This is a genomic window from Pseudomonas sp. BNK-44-b, assembly GCF_047456245.1.
Lineage (GTDB): Bacteria > Pseudomonadota > Gammaproteobacteria > Pseudomonadales > Pseudomonadaceae > Aquipseudomonas > Aquipseudomonas machongensis.
The window spans coordinates 2,944,677-2,960,079 of record NZ_CP179908.1 but is presented as its reverse complement, the minus strand read 5'-3'; the positions used below and the strand labels follow the sequence as shown (position 1 = coordinate 2,960,079).

Below are 15,403 nucleotides of genomic sequence, written 5' to 3'. Positions count from 1 at the left end.
TCGCAAGGTTCGTCTTACCCAGAGATCCGCATGACCACCCGCACCCCGCTGTCCGGCGTCAACCACCCCTTGCGCGGCATCGCCCTGGTGGTGGCCGCGACTTTCCTGTTCGCTAGCCACGATGGGCTGTCGAAATTCCTCGGTGGTATCTACCCGGTGATCATGGTGGTCTGGGCGCGCTATGTGGTGCATACGCTGCTGATGGCCGGCATCTTCATGCCCCAGGCGGGGCTGCGTGTGCTGCGCACCCGGCGTCCGTTGCTGCAGACCTTGCGTGCCTTGAGCCTGCTCAGCACCAGCCTGTTGTTCACGGCGGGCCTGCAGTACCTGCCGCTGGCCGAGGCCACGTCGGTCAACTTTCTCGCCCCGGTGCTGGTCACTGCGCTGTCGGCTCCGCTGCTCAAGGAGCGGGTCACGCTCGGCCAGTGGCTGGCGGTAGTGATGGGGTTCATCGGGGTACTGGTGGTGGTGCATCCGGGCGGGGCGATGTTCACCCCGGCGATCCTGTTTCCCTTCGGTTCGGCCCTGGGTTTCTGCTTCTACCAGCTGCTGACCCGGATTCTGGCCGCCCATGACAGCCCAACCACCAGCAACTTCTACGCAGGCCTGTGCAACACCCTGATCATGAGTGCGCTGGTGCCGTTCTTCTGGCAGACACCGCAATGGCAACACGTACTGCTGATGCTCGCCCTTGGCGGTTGCGGCATGACCGCCCACCTGCTGCTGACCAAGGCCTTCCGCCATGCAGCGCCGGCGCTGCTGGCGCCGTTCAGCTACTGCCAGATCGTGTTTGCGGGTGTGCTGGGCCTGGTGGTGTTCGGCCAGGTACCCGATACCACCAGTATCGTGGGCATCGCCATCATCTGCCTGAGCGGCCTTGGTGCTGCCTGGATGCAGCGGCGCAAGTGACCGTCAGCCTTTGACCAGGGCCTTGAGCGAAGCGTCGAAGCTGCGCAGGGCGTCGGCCTGCACGTTTTGCTCGACCTGCAACTGGCGAGCGACATTCGCCGTGTCGCTGGGCAGCGCTTCACGGGCCTGGCCTTCGGCGCGGCCGATGTAGGTCAGTTGGTCGTCGTAGAAGCGTGCGACCACCTGGGTTTCGATGTCCGGGCTGTTGGCGCTGGCGAGCCGGCTCTGGGCATCGAGCAGCACGATCACGTCGGGGCGATCGGCGAGCAGGGTGTCCAGATCGTCGTAGAAGGTGACCTCGGCGAAGGTTTGCGCCAGCGACTGGGCCAGCCAGCCATAAGCCTGGCTGCCACCGTTGAGCGTGGCCACTTGCACGGCACGCGAGGCGCCAGGCACTGAAGGAGGGACCTCGCGATGGCGCTGCAGGTAGTCCAGGGTGGCAGCGGCATTGCGGCCCAACAGCACGGCGACGTGTTGGCCCGGTTTCAGCGACACGCTGGACAACTCGGTGGCCGAGTAGAAGTGACCGTAGGGTTGCGCCACCTGCGAGGTGGCCGAGGCGGCACAGCCACCCAGAGCGGCCAGCAGGGCCAAAATCGCGGCGAGCATGCCGCCTTTGCTGATCGATGCCATGATCGATGCCTCATCGAAGGTTCAATGAAGCCATCTTCCGCCTCCGGGCCCAGCGGTGGAACTTGAAGATATTCATGGTCGCTATCGACGATGTCGATGGGGCGCGGCTGCCTCGTCTGCCTGACAGACCCAGCCTATCGCCCTTCAATAATCGCTCTATTAGACCTCTGCCCATGCTGGGCTAGTCTTTCCCGTGGCCTCGCGATTTGCGCGTGCAGCGCCGCGGGCCTGCGTCGGCAACAGACCGACCATCACCTGATGAAGAGAAGGCACGAGCCTTGCGGCTCGGGCTGCAGAACACCTGGCATAGACCAGAAATCTGGACAACCGACCCATAAGGTACCCGCAGATGTCGAACGAATCGAAATGCCCGTTCCATCAAACCGCAGGCGGCGGCACCACCAACCGTGACTGGTGGCCCGATCAGCTCAACCTCAGGATTCTCCACCAGCATGGCAGCCAGTCCGATCCGATGGACCCGGATTTCGATTATGCCAAGGCGTTCAAGAGCCTTGACTTCCAAGCCCTGAAAAAAGACCTCACCGCGTTGATGACCGACTCCCAGGACTGGTGGCCTGCGGATTTTGGCCACTATGGCCCGCTGTTCGTCCGCATGGCCTGGCATAGCGCAGGCACCTACCGCATCGCGGACGGCCGCGGTGGCGCGGGCTCCGGTCAGCAGCGCTTCGCCCCGCTCAACAGCTGGCCCGACAACGTCAGCCTGGACAAGGCCCGGCGGCTGCTGTGGCCGATCAAGCAGAAATACGGCAACAAGATTTCCTGGGCCGACCTGATCGTGCTCACCGGCAACGTCGCGTTGGAGTCGATGGGCTTCAAGACCTTCGGTTTCTCCGGAGGCCGCGCCGATGTCTGGGAGCCGGACGAAGATGTGTACTGGGGCTCGGAGAAGGTCTGGCTGGGGGGCGACACCCGCTACGGCAAGGCCCAGCCGCCCGGTAAAGGTGATCTGGTGGCCGAGCCTGCCAAGCATGCAGAGGAGCAAAGTCGCACCGAGCCGGCAGGGCGCAACCTTGAAAACCCGCTGGCAGCCGTGCAGATGGGCTTGATCTACGTAAACCCCGAAGGCCCGGAGGGCAATCCTGACCCGGTCGCTTCGGGCAAGGACATTCGCGAGACCTTCGGCCGCATGGCGATGAATGACGAAGAGACCGTGGCCCTGATCGCGGGCGGCCACGCCTTCGGCAAGACCCACGGTGCAGGCCCTGCGGACAACGTCGGTGCCGAACCTGAAGCCGCAGGGCTCGAGCTTCAAGGGCTGGGTTGGGCCAACAAGTTCGGCACTGGCAAGGGTGGCGATACCATCACCAGCGGCCTGGAAGTGACCTGGACCTCGACCCCGACCCGTTGGAGCAACGAATACCTGAACAACCTGTTCAACTTCGAGTGGGAACTGACCAAGAGTCCGGCGGGCGCCCATCAATGGCGTCCCAAGGATGGCAAGGGGGCTAACAGCGTGCCCGATGCCCACGATCCGGCCAAGCGCCATTCACCGATGATGCTCACCTCTGACCTGGCCTTGCGCTTCGACCCGATCTACGAGCCGATCGCCCGGCGTTTCAAGGAGCATCCCGAGCAACTGGCCGACGCCTTCGCCCGTGCCTGGTACAAGCTGATCCACCGTGACATGGGGCCGCTGGCCCGTTACCTGGGCCCGGAAAACCCGCAGGAAGAACTGCTCTGGCAGGACCCGATCCCCAAGGTCGATCACCCGCTGGTAGACGAGCAGGACATCACGGCGCTCAAGGCCAAGGTGCTGGCCTCGGGCCTGAGCGTTGCCGAACTGGTGTCCACCGCCTGGGCGGCAGCTTCGACCTTCCGTGGCTCGGACAAGCGCGGTGGCGCCAACGGCGGGCGCCTGCGCCTGGAACCTCAGCGCTCCTGGGTCGCCAACCAGCCTCAGCAATTGGACAAGGTGCTCAAGGTGCTGGAGAAAATCCAGGGCGAATTCAACAGCGGCGGCAAGAAGATTTCGCTGGCCGACCTGATCGTGCTGGCGGGCTCCGCTGCGGTCGAGAAGGCCGCCCAGGACGCTGGGCACACTGTCAGCGTGCCTTTCCGGCCGGGTCGCACCGATGCCTCCCAGGAGCAGACGGATGTCGAGTCGTTCGCCGTGCTGGAGCCGCTGGCAGACGGCCTGCGCAACTTCACCAAGGCCAGGTACAGCGTCAAGGCCGAGAAGCTGCTGCTGGACAAGGCCCAGTTGCTGACCCTCACCGCGCCGGAACTGACCGTGCTGGTCGGTGGCCTGCGGGTGTTGGGCGCCAACCATGGTGGCAGCCAGCATGGGGTGTTCACCGACAAGCCTGGCACCTTGAGCAACGATTTCTTCCGCAACCTGCTGGACATGAGCGTGGAATGGAAGCCGACCTCGGCTGACAACGAGACCTTCGAAGGCCGTGACCGCAAGACCGGGCAGGTGAAATGGACCGGCACGCGGGTCGACCTGGTGTTTGGTTCTCACGCCCAGTTGCGGGCGTTGAGCGAGGTGTACGGCAGCAGCGATGCCAAGGAGAAATTCGTCAAGGACTTCGTGGCGGCGTGGGTGAAGGTGATGGAGTTGGATCGTTTCGAATTAAATCGCGGGGTGTAGAGGTGATGTTGCCATAACGTTGGCATTACCCGAACAAGGTGCTTCTGCGCGCCCTCCGGCTCCCACGCCAGCGGAGGGCGTCCAGCGCCCATCAACCTAGCATCCTTACCAATACCGGCTACCGGCCACGATTTCGAGGTTCAGAATGTTCCAATGACTACAAAGCAACCCGACTGGGAGGCGATCAAGCGAGCCTCTCCGGCCGGGCTGAGTGTGGTCAGGCCCGAGAGGCCTAGTTTTTACTGCACGTACTTGACGGTCGCGCTAACCAGCAACTGATCGTTTACTGTGACTTTGCAAAAGCGCTTCGTGACTGTTTTGTTATCATTCGCGAGCGTGGGGGCGCATTGCAAGAGCACCTTTTTGCCCTCCCAATCCTTAGTGACACCAGAAGTCGTTGCGCTCGCATACTCTTTCATGAATTTGCGATTCCAAGGCCCGAAAAAGACCTCCGGCTCGCCGCCTCCGAAGAAACCAGACTCATCAGTGGCGCAGATCGTACCTTCCACCCGTTTGCCGTCGATGATATTGGCATCGGTATAGCAATTCATCTGACCGTTCCAGGCGTCTAGATCCACTGGGCCCCTGTTAACCCAAGTGGGCGCGGTAACGCATCCCGAGAGAGTTGCGACTGCGAGAGCGCCAAGGCAGATGCATTTCATGCAAGACATTGAATTGAGCTTCCTTACTTTTTGAAGCCGCCACCAATACTCGTAATACCCCACAATTTCAAGTTCAGAGTGATCCATGGGAAGGCCATCCTCTCCATCATCACTTTCGACCTGTCCGAGCTTTCCTACTTCGGTATCCTTCTGACACCAGCATCCTGGCGTAGTAGGGCAACTCGTCCCTGAGCGCTTGTTGGCATCCATTGGTCCTTGCGTGCGAAAGAAGCCCGGCGCTTGGCCGGGCATGGAATCACCTGCTGTTCAGAGGCTTGGTGCCTGTATCGTCGCACGGAGCTGGGCTAGATCCTTGGACGGTATGACATAGGTTCTAGACAGCATGTCACCGACCCGCTGGCACCGTGCGGACTGCGTATAGATGAAGATCGTTATGATCCCCAGAGGTACGTCAATGTGTCTCATGAACCCTCGGATCAGAGCTTGAACAAGCGTTGGCGGCCCGCCTGCTCCGTTGATGACGGTCAGTCCAAAGACGTACTTTCCTGGTGTTCTACCTTTGAAAAGCCACTCGCACAGGGGATATAGGAATAGATGGACGAAGACCAGTTCAAGCCCTGCGAACAATAGGGTCTCTTGATTAGCAAGCCCGAGGCCGAGCAGGACGACTGCTCCGTAATCGATGATGTACGCCCCTATGCGTTTCATTAGAAGGGACGTTCTTGAGACTTCCATCAGGTGCTCCGTGCTGTGGTGTTTGTCATGCGAGAAGGGCTCAGTGCTTGGCCGGGCTTGGTTTCTCTAGGAATGGGCATGTGACCCGAGTAATGCAGGACGCCGATTTATGCACTTAGAGATCCTCCTGGTGTTCGTTTGGCTTATTCACGGGTTCCCTTCTCCTGAGTGCTCTACTGTATCTAGCCGGTAAAGCGATCGCCATCACACGTCTCAGGCGACAGCCTTCTGCGCCTCGGCCACCTTGGGCTTCGCCGGCTTGAGCCGCGATACCCCCAGCAACACCAGCACCAGCCCGGCAATCTGGTAGCCCGAGATCGCCTCGCTGAGGATGGCCCAGGACGCCAGCATGGTCAGCACCGGCCCGAGGTTGCCGACCGCCGCAGTGTGTGTCGGGCCAAGGCGCTGGATCGCCAGGGCCACCCAGTAGATCGGCAGTACCGTGGAAAACAGCGCCATCATCGCCGCGTTGGCCCACACTGCAGCGGGCAATTGCGCCAACTGGGTGACATCCGCCACCAGTAGGTAATGCGCCAGCACCATCAGCGACGAGGCCGAACCACACAGCCCGGCCATGCGCATCGAGCCCATGCGCTTGAGCATCACTCCGGTACCGGAGTAATACAGCGCGTAGGTGACGGCGCTGGCGAACACCCACAGCGACCCCATCAGCACTGCGTGCCCACCGCCGGCGGTGCCCAGGTCATGCACGAAGGCGATCCCCAGCCCCAGGTAGCACAACCCCATCGCCACCAGGGTGCGCGGGGTAGGGCGCTCACGCAGGGCGATGGCCTGGAAGACCAGCACCAGGGTCGGGTAGGTGAACAGAATCAGGCGTTCCAGCCCCGCGCTGATGAACTGCAAACCGTAGAAATCGAACAGGCTCGACAGGTAGTAGCCCAGCAGCCCGAGCACAGCCACGCGAAACCCGTCACCCAGGGTCGGCGGGGTGCTCGCCGAGCCACGACTGGCCCACACCAACCAGGCGAACAGCGGCAGCGACAGGCCCATGCGCAGCGCCAGCAAGGTCACTGCATCCACCGGCCCCGCGGCGTAGGCGAGCTTGACGAAGATCGCCTTGAAGCTGAAGCCCAGGGCGGCCAGGACGGCATAGAGGCTTCCGCTTCGCAGGTGTCGCTCAAGTGAGATACGCAGGCTGTTCATGCTGAATCCGCAACAAAATAAGTCAGAGGCTTATTCTGAATAGAAGGCTCGAAAGCTAGAATCGCTTTTTCTGGAACATGGCGTTCGCTTTTGGAGAAACCCCCATGCACTTCGATCTTCAGGACTTGCGTCTGCTGGCTGCCATCGCTGCGACTGGCAGCCTGAGCAAGGCCGCGGCCAGTTTTCCAGTGGCAGTGTCGGCGGCAAGCACACGCTTGCGCCTGTTCGAGGAGCGCAGCGGTCTGATGTTGTTCACCCGCAGGGCTGACGGTATGCAGTTGACCCCTTCTGGACGACTGGTACTGGAGTCGGCCCGTGGAGTGCTGGGCGAGGCGCAGAAACTGCAGGACACGCTCAAGGAGCTGGCCGGCCAGCGTCGAATCAACCTGCACCTGGCGGCCTCGACGGTCACCAACAGCACCTTGCTGCCGGCGGTACTGGGGCCGTTCCTGGCCGACTACCCCGAGGTCGACCTGCTGCTGGTCGAGCACAAGAGCGTCGATGTATTGCGGGTGGTGCTGGCTGGGGAGTGCGAGATCGGCGTGTTCGACGGCAACCTGGTCAACGATGGGCTGGTGTCGCTGCCGTTTCGCACCGAGCGTCTGGTGCTGCTGGTGCCTGCCGATCATGAACTGGCGACGCGTGAGCAACTGCGTCTGGTCGATGCCCTGGATCATGCCTTCGTCTGCCTGCCGGCAGAGCGCGCCATGCAGCGCTTTGTCGAGGAGCTGGCGATGAACCTCGCCATGCCGCTGAAGATTCGCGTGCGCGCGCCCAGCTTCGAGGCCATCGCCCAGCTGGTGGCCCAGCGCGCCGGGCTGGCGATTGTCCCGGAGATCGCGGCCGTGCGTGCCGAGCAGGAGCTGGCGGTGCGCAGGGTGGCACTGGAGGAGCGTTGGGCGACTCTGGAGCTGCGCATCTGCTTTCGCAGTTGGGAAGGCCTCAGTTCCCACGCCAGGCAACTGGTTACCTTCCTTTCCGGGCAGTAATCCGATGAGGTGGCACTCTGCAATCCTGGCCGGAGCGCTTACAATCACCGCTTTTGCCCTCCAAGACAGGCACGCCGGTCAATGACGCTCGACCCCCCAACCCTCCTGGCCCTGACCGTCGCCCTTGCGGCAGCAGCTGCGCTATACCTGGCGATCGAATGGCGCAGTGTGCGCGAGTCGTCGTTGCTCTACTGGAGTGCCGGTTTCGCCACCATCACCGTTGGTTCTACCCTCGCGCTGCTGCGCATGAACGGTTTTCTGCTGATTGGTATCTGGTTCGCCAATGGGATGCTGGTGTTCGCGCATTTCTGCTTCCTGCTGGGCGTTGCCCGTTTCACCGAGGTGCGATTGTCACGGGGCTGGCTGCTGGTCGTGCTGCTGTGGGTGAGCCTGCTGCTGCTGCCGGAAGGGCCGTCGTGGTCGAAGATCATGCTGGTGGTCAATTCGCTGCTGGTGGCCCTGGTGTCGCTACGTGCCAGTTTCCTGCTGCGTCCGCACGGTGTGTCGCTGAGTGTGGGGGCGGTGCAACTGCGCTACGTGATGCTGATCCACGGGCTGTTCTACGTGATCAAGGCCCTGACCGTGGTGATTCCGGGAACCTTGATCGACCTTGCGGCATTTCGCGGTGAAATCATCCAGATTTCGCTGATCGAAGGGGCGATGGCGATCATGCTGATCGCCCTGTCTATGACCGGCACCGAGCGCTACCGGCGTGAGGAGCGCATCGCGCTTCTGGCCGCGCGTGATCCGCTCACGGCGCTGTTCAACCGCCGCGCCCTGGAAGTGCGTGCGCCGGTGTTGCTGCGGGCGACAAGCCACGAGCGCCCTGGCGCCGTGCTGTTGATCGATATCGACAACTTCAAGCTGGTCAACGACCTTTACGGCCATACCGCAGGTGACCGGCTGCTGGTGGCGCTGAGCGAAACCATTCGTGGCCTGCTGCCGGCCAATGCCCTGGCAGCGCGACTGGGGGGTGATGAGTTCGTCATTCTGCTGGGCAATGCGCGCCGCGACGAAGTCGAGGTGCTGGGCACGATACTGCGCGAGCGCTTCCAGGACATCGCTGCACAATCCTTCGTCACCCCGATGGCGGTGACCCTGAGTATCGGTGCCAACCTGTTCGATCAGCCGCCGGCCAGCCTCACGGCACTGATCGAGCAGAGCGATGCCGCGCTGTACCAGTCCAAGCGCAGTGGACGCGACAGCATGCGCCTGGTGGACCTGACCTTGACGGGCGATTGAGCCGGCAGCGGGTTTTCACTTGTTGTTGATGCACTCGGACTGCACCGAATAACGCACGGTGCGCAGGGTGCCCTGGCTATCCTCGAAGGTCATCAGGCGCGTTACCACCTCGCACGTGCGCGGGTCGCCCGACTGGCGCACCAGCCGCGCCACATCCAGTGGCATGCCATAGCGGTAGTCGACGATCTCCGGCATGGGCTTGTCGCGCTTGATGGCGTAGGCGGCCACGGCTTGCTGGTGGGCCTGCAGCAACTGCTCGCTGCGCTGACCGGAAAAGCCGGTGGCCTGGGCGCCGAAGGCCAGCAGGAGCAGGGCGATTGCTGTGCTCAGTCGTTTCATGGGGTGTCTCCGGAAGGGCTGTGGTTTCCGGATCACGCTAGCGAGCAGCAGCCAACAAGGGCATGACGACAGCCTTACAGTTGTGAAAGGTCCGCACGCATGACGCCATTGTAATGTGCCGATCACCTTCCCGTTATCCACCTGCGGCGAGCATCGATGCTGGCCGCGAACGCACCTGCGAAACGGCCTGACAAGAACAACAGCCGTTATCGAAGGAGCATCGCATGAGATATCGTCCGGGACTTTCCCTGGCCGCGCTGGTGGCGCTGGCCGGTCCTTCGGCGTGGGCCGAGGACGCTACGAAAGAAGGGTTCATAGAGGGCAGCCGCCTGAGCGTGCTGAACCGCAACTACTACTTCAACCGTGACAACCGCGACGCGGTGGCACCGACCTATAACAGAGCCAAGGCGCCCGACAATGGCTATTCCGAAGCCTGGGCGCATGCTGTCATCACCCGCTTCGAGTCCGGCTTTACCCAGGGCACCGTGGGGGTAGGGGTCGATGCCTTCGCCATGCTCGGGCTCAAGCTCGACACCGGAGGTGGGCGCAACGGTGGACGCAGCTCGTTCGATGTACTGCCGGTGGATCGCGACGGCCAGGCGCGTGACGAATACAGCAAGCTCGGCGGCGCGGCCAAGGTGCGGGTGTTCGACACGGTGCTGCGGGTGGGCGATGTGTTTCCGGCCAACCCGGTGGTCGCGGCGGGCGATTCACGCCTGCTGCCGGAGAGCTTTCGCGGCGTGACCGTCGAGAACACCAGCCTGGCGGGCCTGAACTTGCAGGCCGGGCGCCTGCATGCGATGAGCCAGCCGATGTCCAGCGACATGCGCGAATCTTTCGCAACCTTCTATGGCGGGCCTGTGGACTCGCCATGGATCGCCTATGGCGGCGGCGACTATGCCATCAACGAACATGTCAGCGTCAGTCTGTTCGGCAGTCGCCTGAAGGATGTGTGGAACCAGTACTACGCCGGTACCAGCGTTACCTGGCCATTGAGCGAAGAGCTGGCGTTGATCGGTGGCTTCAACGTCTACAACGCCAAGGACGAAGGGCGTAAACGCCTCGGCACCTTCGACAACGACATCTGGAGCGCCAAGCTCGGTGTGCGTTACGGCGCCCACACCGTCGCCTTGACCCACCAACGCAACAATGGCGACGACGATTTCGATTACCTGCGCCAGTCCGACTCGATCTTTCTTGACAACTCCATCCAGTACAGCGACTTCAACTCGCCCAAGGAGCGCTCGTGGATGCTGCGCTATGACCTGAACATGGCCGGGTATGGCGTCCCCGGGCTGTCGTTCATGACCCGCTACGGACGCGGCAGTGACGCCGATTACTCGAACGCCAACGCCTACTACATGCGTCGCGATGGCAATGGCGATCCGCTGACCGACCAGAAGCGCTGGGAGCGCGACATCGAGGTCAAGTACGTAGTGCAGACCGGCGCGGCCAAGGACCTTTCGCTGCGCGTACGCCAGGCGACCACCCGGGCGACGGCGTTCGAGTCCGACCTGGATGAGGTGCGGGTGATCGTCGAGTATCCGTTGTCGATCCTTTGAGCTTGAGCCCATTCACCTTCAGAAGCCTTGCGCTCCTTTGGTTGCAGGTGAATGTCTTGGCGCCTCGATTGAGGCGCCTTTTTTGTGGCTGCCATTTGGCAGCGCACATCACCCCTTGTCGGAGGACGGCAGGATGCGGTTGATGACCGTGCTGCCGTTGTCGTTGCGGGTCAGGTAGATCGGCAGGACCTTGGGCAGGTTGTTCACCAGGCGGTTGACGTCGCGGGTGTCGTAGATGCCGCTGATGCGGATGTTGCCGACAGTGCTGTCGGCCAGCAACAGGGGTTTGTCCAGGTAGCGGTTGATCACCGGCAATGCCTGGGACAGGCTGAGGTTGTCGAGTACCAGGCGACCGCTGCGCCAGGCCAGGCTATTGGCATAGTCGTCGCTCTGGGCCAGTTGCGGTTCGAAGTCACCGATGCTGTAGCTGGCCTGCATGCCGGGGCCGAGGCGGTAGCCGCCTTCGCCACTGTTGCTGGAAACCAGCACTGAGCCTTCCACCAGGGTCACCTTGACCTGATCTTCGTACTTCCACACGTTGAATTGCGTGCCGGTGACCCGCGTCTGGCCGTGACCGGCGCGCACGATGAAAGGGTGCTCGCTGTCGTGGGTAACCTTGAAGAAAGCTTCGCCCTTGATCAGGTCGACCTGGCGCCGGTCCTTGTAGTTGAGGTAGCGCAGCTCGCTGTTCAAGTTGAGCTCGACCTGGCTGCCGTCGTGCAGTTGCACCGTACGCACCTGCTGGTCGCTGTCGAAGTGCTGGTAGCGATTGGGCAACCAGCCTTGCTCCCAGCCAACCCAGCCGGCCAGGGGCAGGGCGAGCAGGGTGATCACCGCGGCTGAGGCCAGTGGTCGCCAGTTGCGCTGGTGGGACCTGGCCACAGGCAGTTCGGTCACGTGGGTGACACGCGGCAGCATGTCGGCGGTATGCCAGATCTCCTGCATCGCCTGGTATTCCTCGGCATGCCGGGTGTCGGCGGCCAGCCACTGGGCAAACGCCTCACGCTCGGCGGCCGAGCAGTCCTCGGCGTGCACGCGCATGCACCAGTGCGCAGCGGCATCGGTGATGGCATCGTCGTCGAGGGGGGTGAGGCGGTCTTGGTTCATTGCGGCTCCCGGTTTTGCGCATTCTACCTGCCAGAAGGGCCCTGCGAGAACCAAGATAATGGCGAATGACTATCAGTTGCGATTTTTTTGTCGGTTTTCCGGCGCAGAGGCATAGGGGACACCAAGAGGACTGAGGGAACAACGACTTAGATAGCCTGCTAATAAAAGCTTTGACATTAACTGCCTAGGCAGTAATATTTTCTAACATCTTTTCTGAGCGATGCCGATGGCCCATTTCACCCCGGAAAACTTCCAGACCTGCGCCATTGGCATGTTGCTCGGCCGCGCCGCGTTATTGAAGGACCGCATTCTCGACTGGCACCTGGAAGCTGATGGCGTTACCGCTGCGCAGTTCAAGGTGCTGATCATCGTGACCCAGTACCAGGTAGATACCCCGGCCGAACTGTGCCGCTGCCTGGGGCTGGACAGCGGTTCGATGACGCGCATGCTCGATCGCCTCGAGCAGAAGGGCCTGATCCTGCGCAACCGCTGCCCCGACGACCGTCGTCAGGTGCGGCTGGCGCTGACCGACGACGGTCAACGTCTGGCTGACCGTCTGCCGGAGATCGGGGCAATGGCGATGAACGAGCTGGTCGGTTCGCTCGAACCCGACGAGCTCAAAATCCTCGAGGCGCTGCTGGCAAAGATTCTCTTGGCCGCCAGCGACCCGTTGACGATTGCCCGTTTCGGCGATCGCACCCCTGATCCGACTTGATTCAAAGGTACTTCTCATGGCCACACCCTCGGATGCACCCACTCCCGCCGAAGTGCCCGACGCCACGCGCAAGCGCAAGACCTGGCTGCTGGCCCTGCTGCTGGTATTGATATTGGCCGGCGCCGCCGGCTGGGCCTGGTACAGCTTGGTCGGGCGCTGGCACGAAAGCACCGACGATGCCTACGTCAACGGTAATGTGGTGGAGATCACTCCACTGGTGACGGGTACCGTCACCAGCATCGGCGCCGACGATGGCGACCTGGTGCATGCCGGCCAGGTGCTGTTGCGCTTTGACCCCAGTGACAGCGAGGTCGCGCTGCAGGCCAGCGAGGCCAAGCTGGCGCGCACGGTGCGCCAGGTGCGCGGCTTGTACAGTAACGTCGATGCACTCAAGGCCCAGATGCAGACGCGCCAGGCCGAACTGAAGAAGGCTCGCGAGAACTACGCCCGGCGCAAGGTCCTGGCTGACAGCGGGGCGATCGCCGCTGAAGAGCTGTCGCACTCACGCGACGACCTGACCGCCGCGCAGAGCGCCATGGACAACGCCCGCCAGCAACTCAACACCAGCACTGCGCTGATCGACGACACCGTGGTGTCGTCGCACCCGGACGTGATGGCCGCGGCCTCCGACCTGCGTCAGGCTTACCTGGACAACGCTCGCACGACGTTGGTGGCGCCGGTGACCGGCTACGTCGCCAAGCGCACCGTGCAATTGGGGCAACGCCTGCAGCCGGGCACCGCGACCATGGCGGTGATTCCGCTCGACCAGGTATGGATCGACGCCAACTTCAAGGAAACCCAGCTGCGTGACATGCGTATCGGTCAGCCAGTGGAGATCACCGCCGACCTGTACGGTAGCGAAGTCAAGTACAGCGGGACGGTCGACAGCCTGGGCGCCGGCACTGGCAGTGCCTTCGCCCTGCTGCCCGCGCAGAACGCCACGGGCAACTGGATCAAGATCGTCCAGCGTGTGCCGGTGCGGGTGCACCTGAACCCCGAGCAGCTCAAGGACCATCCGCTGCGCATCGGCCTGTCCACCGTGGTCGAGGTCGACCTGCACGACCAGAGTGGCCCGGCGCTGGCCCAACAGCCGCCGCAACAGGCCAGCTACACCACCCAGGTGTATGACCGTCAGTTGGCCGAGGCCGATCGTCTGATCGCCCAGCTGATCCATGACAACAGCGCCGCCAGTGGCAAGACGGCGCAGCGATGAGCAACGGCGCATCCGCCCAGTTCACCCCGCCGAGCCTGCTGCTGACCACCATTGGGTTGTCGCTGGCGACCTTCATGCAGGTGCTCGACACCACCATCGCCAACGTGGCGTTGCCAACCATTTCCGGCAATCTGGGGGTGAGCTACGAGCAGGGCACCTGGGTCATCACCTCGTTTGCGGTAAGCAATGCCATTGCGCTGCCGCTGACGGGGTGGCTGAGCCGCCGCTTTGGCGAAGTGAAACTGTTCATCTGGGCCACCTTGCTGTTCGTGCTGGCGTCGTTCCTCTGTGGTATTGCCCAGTCGATGCCCGAGCTTGTGGGCTTTCGCGTGCTCCAGGGCGTGGTCGCAGGCCCCTTGTATCCGATGACCCAGACCTTGCTGATTGCGGTCTACCCGCCCGCCAAACGGGGGATGGCCCTTGCGTTGCTGGCAATGGTGACGGTGGTGGCCCCGATTGCCGGGCCCATCCTCGGCGGCTGGATCACCGACAGCTATAGCTGGCCGTGGATTTTCTTCATCAACGTACCGATCGGTCTGTTCGCTGCCGCCGTTGTACGCCAGCAGATGCGCACACGTCCGGTGACCACCAGTCGCCAGCCGATGGATTACATCGGCCTGCTGACGCTGATCGTCGGTGTCGGCGCGTTGCAGGTGGTGCTCGACAAGGGTAACGACCTGGATTGGTTCGAGTCCTCGTTCATCGTGGTGGGTAGCCTGATCTCCGCGGTCTTCCTGGCCATCTTCGTGATCTGGGAACTCACCGATCGGCACCCGGTGGTGAACCTGCGGCTGTTCGTGCACCGCAATTTCCGCATCGGCACCCTGGTGTTGGTGGGCGGGTATGCGGGCTTCTTCGGCATCAACCTGATCCTGCCCCAGTGGCTGCAGACGCAGATGGGCTACACGGCGACCTGGGCGGGGCTTGCGGTAGCGCCGATCGGCCTGCTGCCGGTGATCATGTCGCCCTTCGTCGGCAAGTATGCGCATCGCTTCGACCTGCGCCTGCTGGCAGGGATCGCCTTTCTGGCCATTGGCGCAAGCTGCTACATGCGTGCGGGTTTCACCAGCGAGGTCGACTTCCTGCACATCGCCATGGTGCAACTGTTCATGGGGATCGGAGTCGCGCTGTTCTTCATGCCGACCCTGACCATCCTGCTTTCGGACCTGCCGCCGCATCAGATTGCCGACGGCTCTGGGCTGGCCACGTTCCTGCGTACACTCGGCGGCAGCTTCGCCGCCTCGCTGACCACCTGGATCTGGATCCGCCGGGCCGACCAGCACCACGCCTACCTGAGCGAGCACATCAGTCAGTACGACCCGGCAACGCGTCACACCCTCGAGCAACTCGGCGGGGCGAGTCCGCAGAGCTATGCGCAGCTTGAGCAGATCCTCAACAGCCAGGCTTACATGATGTCGACGGTGGACTACTTCACCTTGCTGACCTGGGTGTTTGGCGCCTTGATCCTGCTGGTGTGGCTCGCTCGCCCTCCCTTCACGGCCAAAGCCGGACCCGCTTCGGCGGGGCACTGAGGTGTACTTGCGGCACGGCTGCGTGCAGC

At 62.7% G+C, this 15,403-nt stretch carries 14 protein-coding genes; 8 read left to right on the top strand and 6 right to left on the bottom strand.

The features are described from left to right. Positions 1–30: 30 nt before the first annotated feature. On the top strand, positions 31–909 hold the full coding sequence (locus tag ACMGGG_RS13345) for a DMT family transporter (protein ID WP_054891552.1): 879 nt from the start codon (positions 31–33) through the stop codon (positions 907–909). A 3-nt stretch (positions 910–912) separates the two neighbouring features. Here ACMGGG_RS13345 and ACMGGG_RS13340 read toward each other — a convergent pair whose 3' ends face one another. Then, the gene (locus tag ACMGGG_RS13340; protein ID WP_414155648.1) at positions 913–1,542 is read right to left on the bottom strand and encodes an ATPase; all 630 of its coding nucleotides are present in this window, start codon (positions 1,540–1,542) and stop codon (positions 913–915) included. Positions 1,543–1,891: 349 nt separating this feature from the next. On the opposite strand from ACMGGG_RS13340, the gene katG reads away from it, so the two are divergent. Beyond that, complete coding sequence (katG, locus tag ACMGGG_RS13335; protein WP_414155647.1) at positions 1,892–4,153, top strand: catalase/peroxidase HPI; 2,262 nt, start codon at positions 1,892–1,894, stop codon at positions 4,151–4,153. A gap of 239 nt (positions 4,154–4,392) precedes the next feature. Here the strand turns inward: katG and ACMGGG_RS13330 are convergent, their stop codons facing one another. The 3 genes from ACMGGG_RS13330 to ACMGGG_RS13320 all read right to left on the bottom strand — a co-directional run bounded on the left by ACMGGG_RS13330 (position 4,393) and on the right by ACMGGG_RS13320 (position 6,675). Beyond that, complete coding sequence (locus tag ACMGGG_RS13330; RefSeq protein WP_081255254.1) at positions 4,393–4,704, bottom strand: hypothetical protein; 312 nt, start codon at positions 4,702–4,704, stop codon at positions 4,393–4,395. Positions 4,705–5,082: 378 nt separating this feature from the next. Then, a complete protein-coding gene (locus ACMGGG_RS13325; RefSeq protein ID WP_414155646.1) occupies positions 5,083–5,511 on the bottom strand; it encodes an RDD family protein in 429 nt (142 codons plus the stop codon). A gap of 213 nt (positions 5,512–5,724) precedes the next feature. Continuing rightward, entirely contained in the window at positions 5,725–6,675 is a 951-nt protein-coding gene (locus tag ACMGGG_RS13320; protein ID WP_414155645.1) for a DMT family transporter, read from the bottom strand. A 104-nt stretch (positions 6,676–6,779) separates the two neighbouring features. Between ACMGGG_RS13320 and ACMGGG_RS13315 the strand changes: the two genes are divergently transcribed. Then, positions 6,780–7,664, top strand: coding sequence for a LysR substrate-binding domain-containing protein (locus tag ACMGGG_RS13315; protein WP_063545245.1), 885 nt, complete (start codon positions 6,780–6,782; stop codon positions 7,662–7,664). Between the two features lie 81 nt (positions 7,665–7,745). Beyond that, positions 7,746–8,906, top strand: a complete 1,161-nt coding sequence (locus ACMGGG_RS13310) for a GGDEF domain-containing protein (protein ID WP_054891547.1) — start codon at positions 7,746–7,748, stop codon at positions 8,904–8,906. Between the two features lie 15 nt (positions 8,907–8,921). Here ACMGGG_RS13310 and ACMGGG_RS13305 read toward each other — a convergent pair whose 3' ends face one another. Beyond that, entirely contained in the window at positions 8,922–9,245 is a 324-nt protein-coding gene (locus tag ACMGGG_RS13305) for a DUF2790 domain-containing protein (RefSeq protein ID WP_414155644.1), read from the bottom strand. A 224-nt stretch (positions 9,246–9,469) separates the two neighbouring features. Between ACMGGG_RS13305 and ACMGGG_RS13300 the strand changes: the two genes are divergently transcribed. Further along, positions 9,470–10,807: an OprD family porin gene (locus ACMGGG_RS13300; protein ID WP_063545243.1), complete on the top strand. Its 1,338-nt coding sequence runs from the start codon at positions 9,470–9,472 to the stop codon at positions 10,805–10,807. A gap of 108 nt (positions 10,808–10,915) precedes the next feature. On the opposite strand, the gene ACMGGG_RS13295 is transcribed toward ACMGGG_RS13300, so the two are convergent. Continuing rightward, on the bottom strand, positions 10,916–11,914 hold the full coding sequence (locus ACMGGG_RS13295; RefSeq protein WP_414155643.1) for a FecR family protein: 999 nt from the start codon (positions 11,912–11,914) through the stop codon (positions 10,916–10,918). Between the two features lie 226 nt (positions 11,915–12,140). Between ACMGGG_RS13295 and ACMGGG_RS13290 the strand changes: the two genes are divergently transcribed. Genes ACMGGG_RS13290 through ACMGGG_RS13280 form a run of 3 tightly spaced genes read left to right on the top strand, consistent with a single transcriptional unit; the run spans position 12,141 to position 15,374 of the window. Next, complete coding sequence (locus tag ACMGGG_RS13290; RefSeq protein ID WP_414155642.1) at positions 12,141–12,629, top strand: MarR family winged helix-turn-helix transcriptional regulator; 489 nt, start codon at positions 12,141–12,143, stop codon at positions 12,627–12,629. A 16-nt stretch (positions 12,630–12,645) separates the two neighbouring features. Further along, positions 12,646–13,842 carry an HlyD family efflux transporter periplasmic adaptor subunit gene (locus ACMGGG_RS13285; RefSeq protein WP_414155641.1) on the top strand — a complete coding sequence of 399 codons (1,197 nt, stop codon included), beginning with the start codon at positions 12,646–12,648 and terminating at the stop codon, positions 13,840–13,842. Beyond that, a complete protein-coding gene (locus tag ACMGGG_RS13280) occupies positions 13,839–15,374 on the top strand; it encodes a DHA2 family efflux MFS transporter permease subunit (RefSeq protein WP_414155640.1) in 1,536 nt (511 codons plus the stop codon). The genes ACMGGG_RS13285 and ACMGGG_RS13280 overlap by 4 nt, the downstream gene beginning before the upstream one ends. Positions 15,375–15,403: the final 29 nt, after the last annotated feature.

What these genes read in the sequence shown, in the direction of transcription:
- ACMGGG_RS13345 (WP_054891552.1), top strand. Translation starts at nt 31, where the DNA reads ATGACCACCCGCACCCCGCTGTCCGGCGTCAACCACCCCTTGCGCGGC.
- ACMGGG_RS13340 (WP_414155648.1), bottom strand. Translation starts at nt 1,542, where the DNA reads ATGGCATCGATCAGCAAAGGCGGCATGCTCGCCGCGATTTTGGCCCTG.
- katG (WP_414155647.1), top strand. Translation starts at nt 1,892, where the DNA reads ATGTCGAACGAATCGAAATGCCCGTTCCATCAAACCGCAGGCGGCGGC.
- ACMGGG_RS13330 (WP_081255254.1), bottom strand. Translation starts at nt 4,704, where the DNA reads ATGAATTGCTATACCGATGCCAATATCATCGACGGCAAACGGGTGGAA.
- ACMGGG_RS13325 (WP_414155646.1), bottom strand. Translation starts at nt 5,511, where the DNA reads ATGGAAGTCTCAAGAACGTCCCTTCTAATGAAACGCATAGGGGCGTAC.
- ACMGGG_RS13320 (WP_414155645.1), bottom strand. Translation starts at nt 6,675, where the DNA reads ATGAACAGCCTGCGTATCTCACTTGAGCGACACCTGCGAAGCGGAAGC.
- ACMGGG_RS13315 (WP_063545245.1), top strand. Translation starts at nt 6,780, where the DNA reads ATGCACTTCGATCTTCAGGACTTGCGTCTGCTGGCTGCCATCGCTGCG.
- ACMGGG_RS13310 (WP_054891547.1), top strand. Translation starts at nt 7,746, where the DNA reads ATGACGCTCGACCCCCCAACCCTCCTGGCCCTGACCGTCGCCCTTGCG.
- ACMGGG_RS13305 (WP_414155644.1), bottom strand. Translation starts at nt 9,245, where the DNA reads ATGAAACGACTGAGCACAGCAATCGCCCTGCTCCTGCTGGCCTTCGGC.
- ACMGGG_RS13300 (WP_063545243.1), top strand. Translation starts at nt 9,470, where the DNA reads ATGAGATATCGTCCGGGACTTTCCCTGGCCGCGCTGGTGGCGCTGGCC.
- ACMGGG_RS13295 (WP_414155643.1), bottom strand. Translation starts at nt 11,914, where the DNA reads ATGAACCAAGACCGCCTCACCCCCCTCGACGACGATGCCATCACCGAT.
- ACMGGG_RS13290 (WP_414155642.1), top strand. Translation starts at nt 12,141, where the DNA reads ATGGCCCATTTCACCCCGGAAAACTTCCAGACCTGCGCCATTGGCATG.
- ACMGGG_RS13285 (WP_414155641.1), top strand. Translation starts at nt 12,646, where the DNA reads ATGGCCACACCCTCGGATGCACCCACTCCCGCCGAAGTGCCCGACGCC.
- ACMGGG_RS13280 (WP_414155640.1), top strand. Translation starts at nt 13,839, where the DNA reads ATGAGCAACGGCGCATCCGCCCAGTTCACCCCGCCGAGCCTGCTGCTG.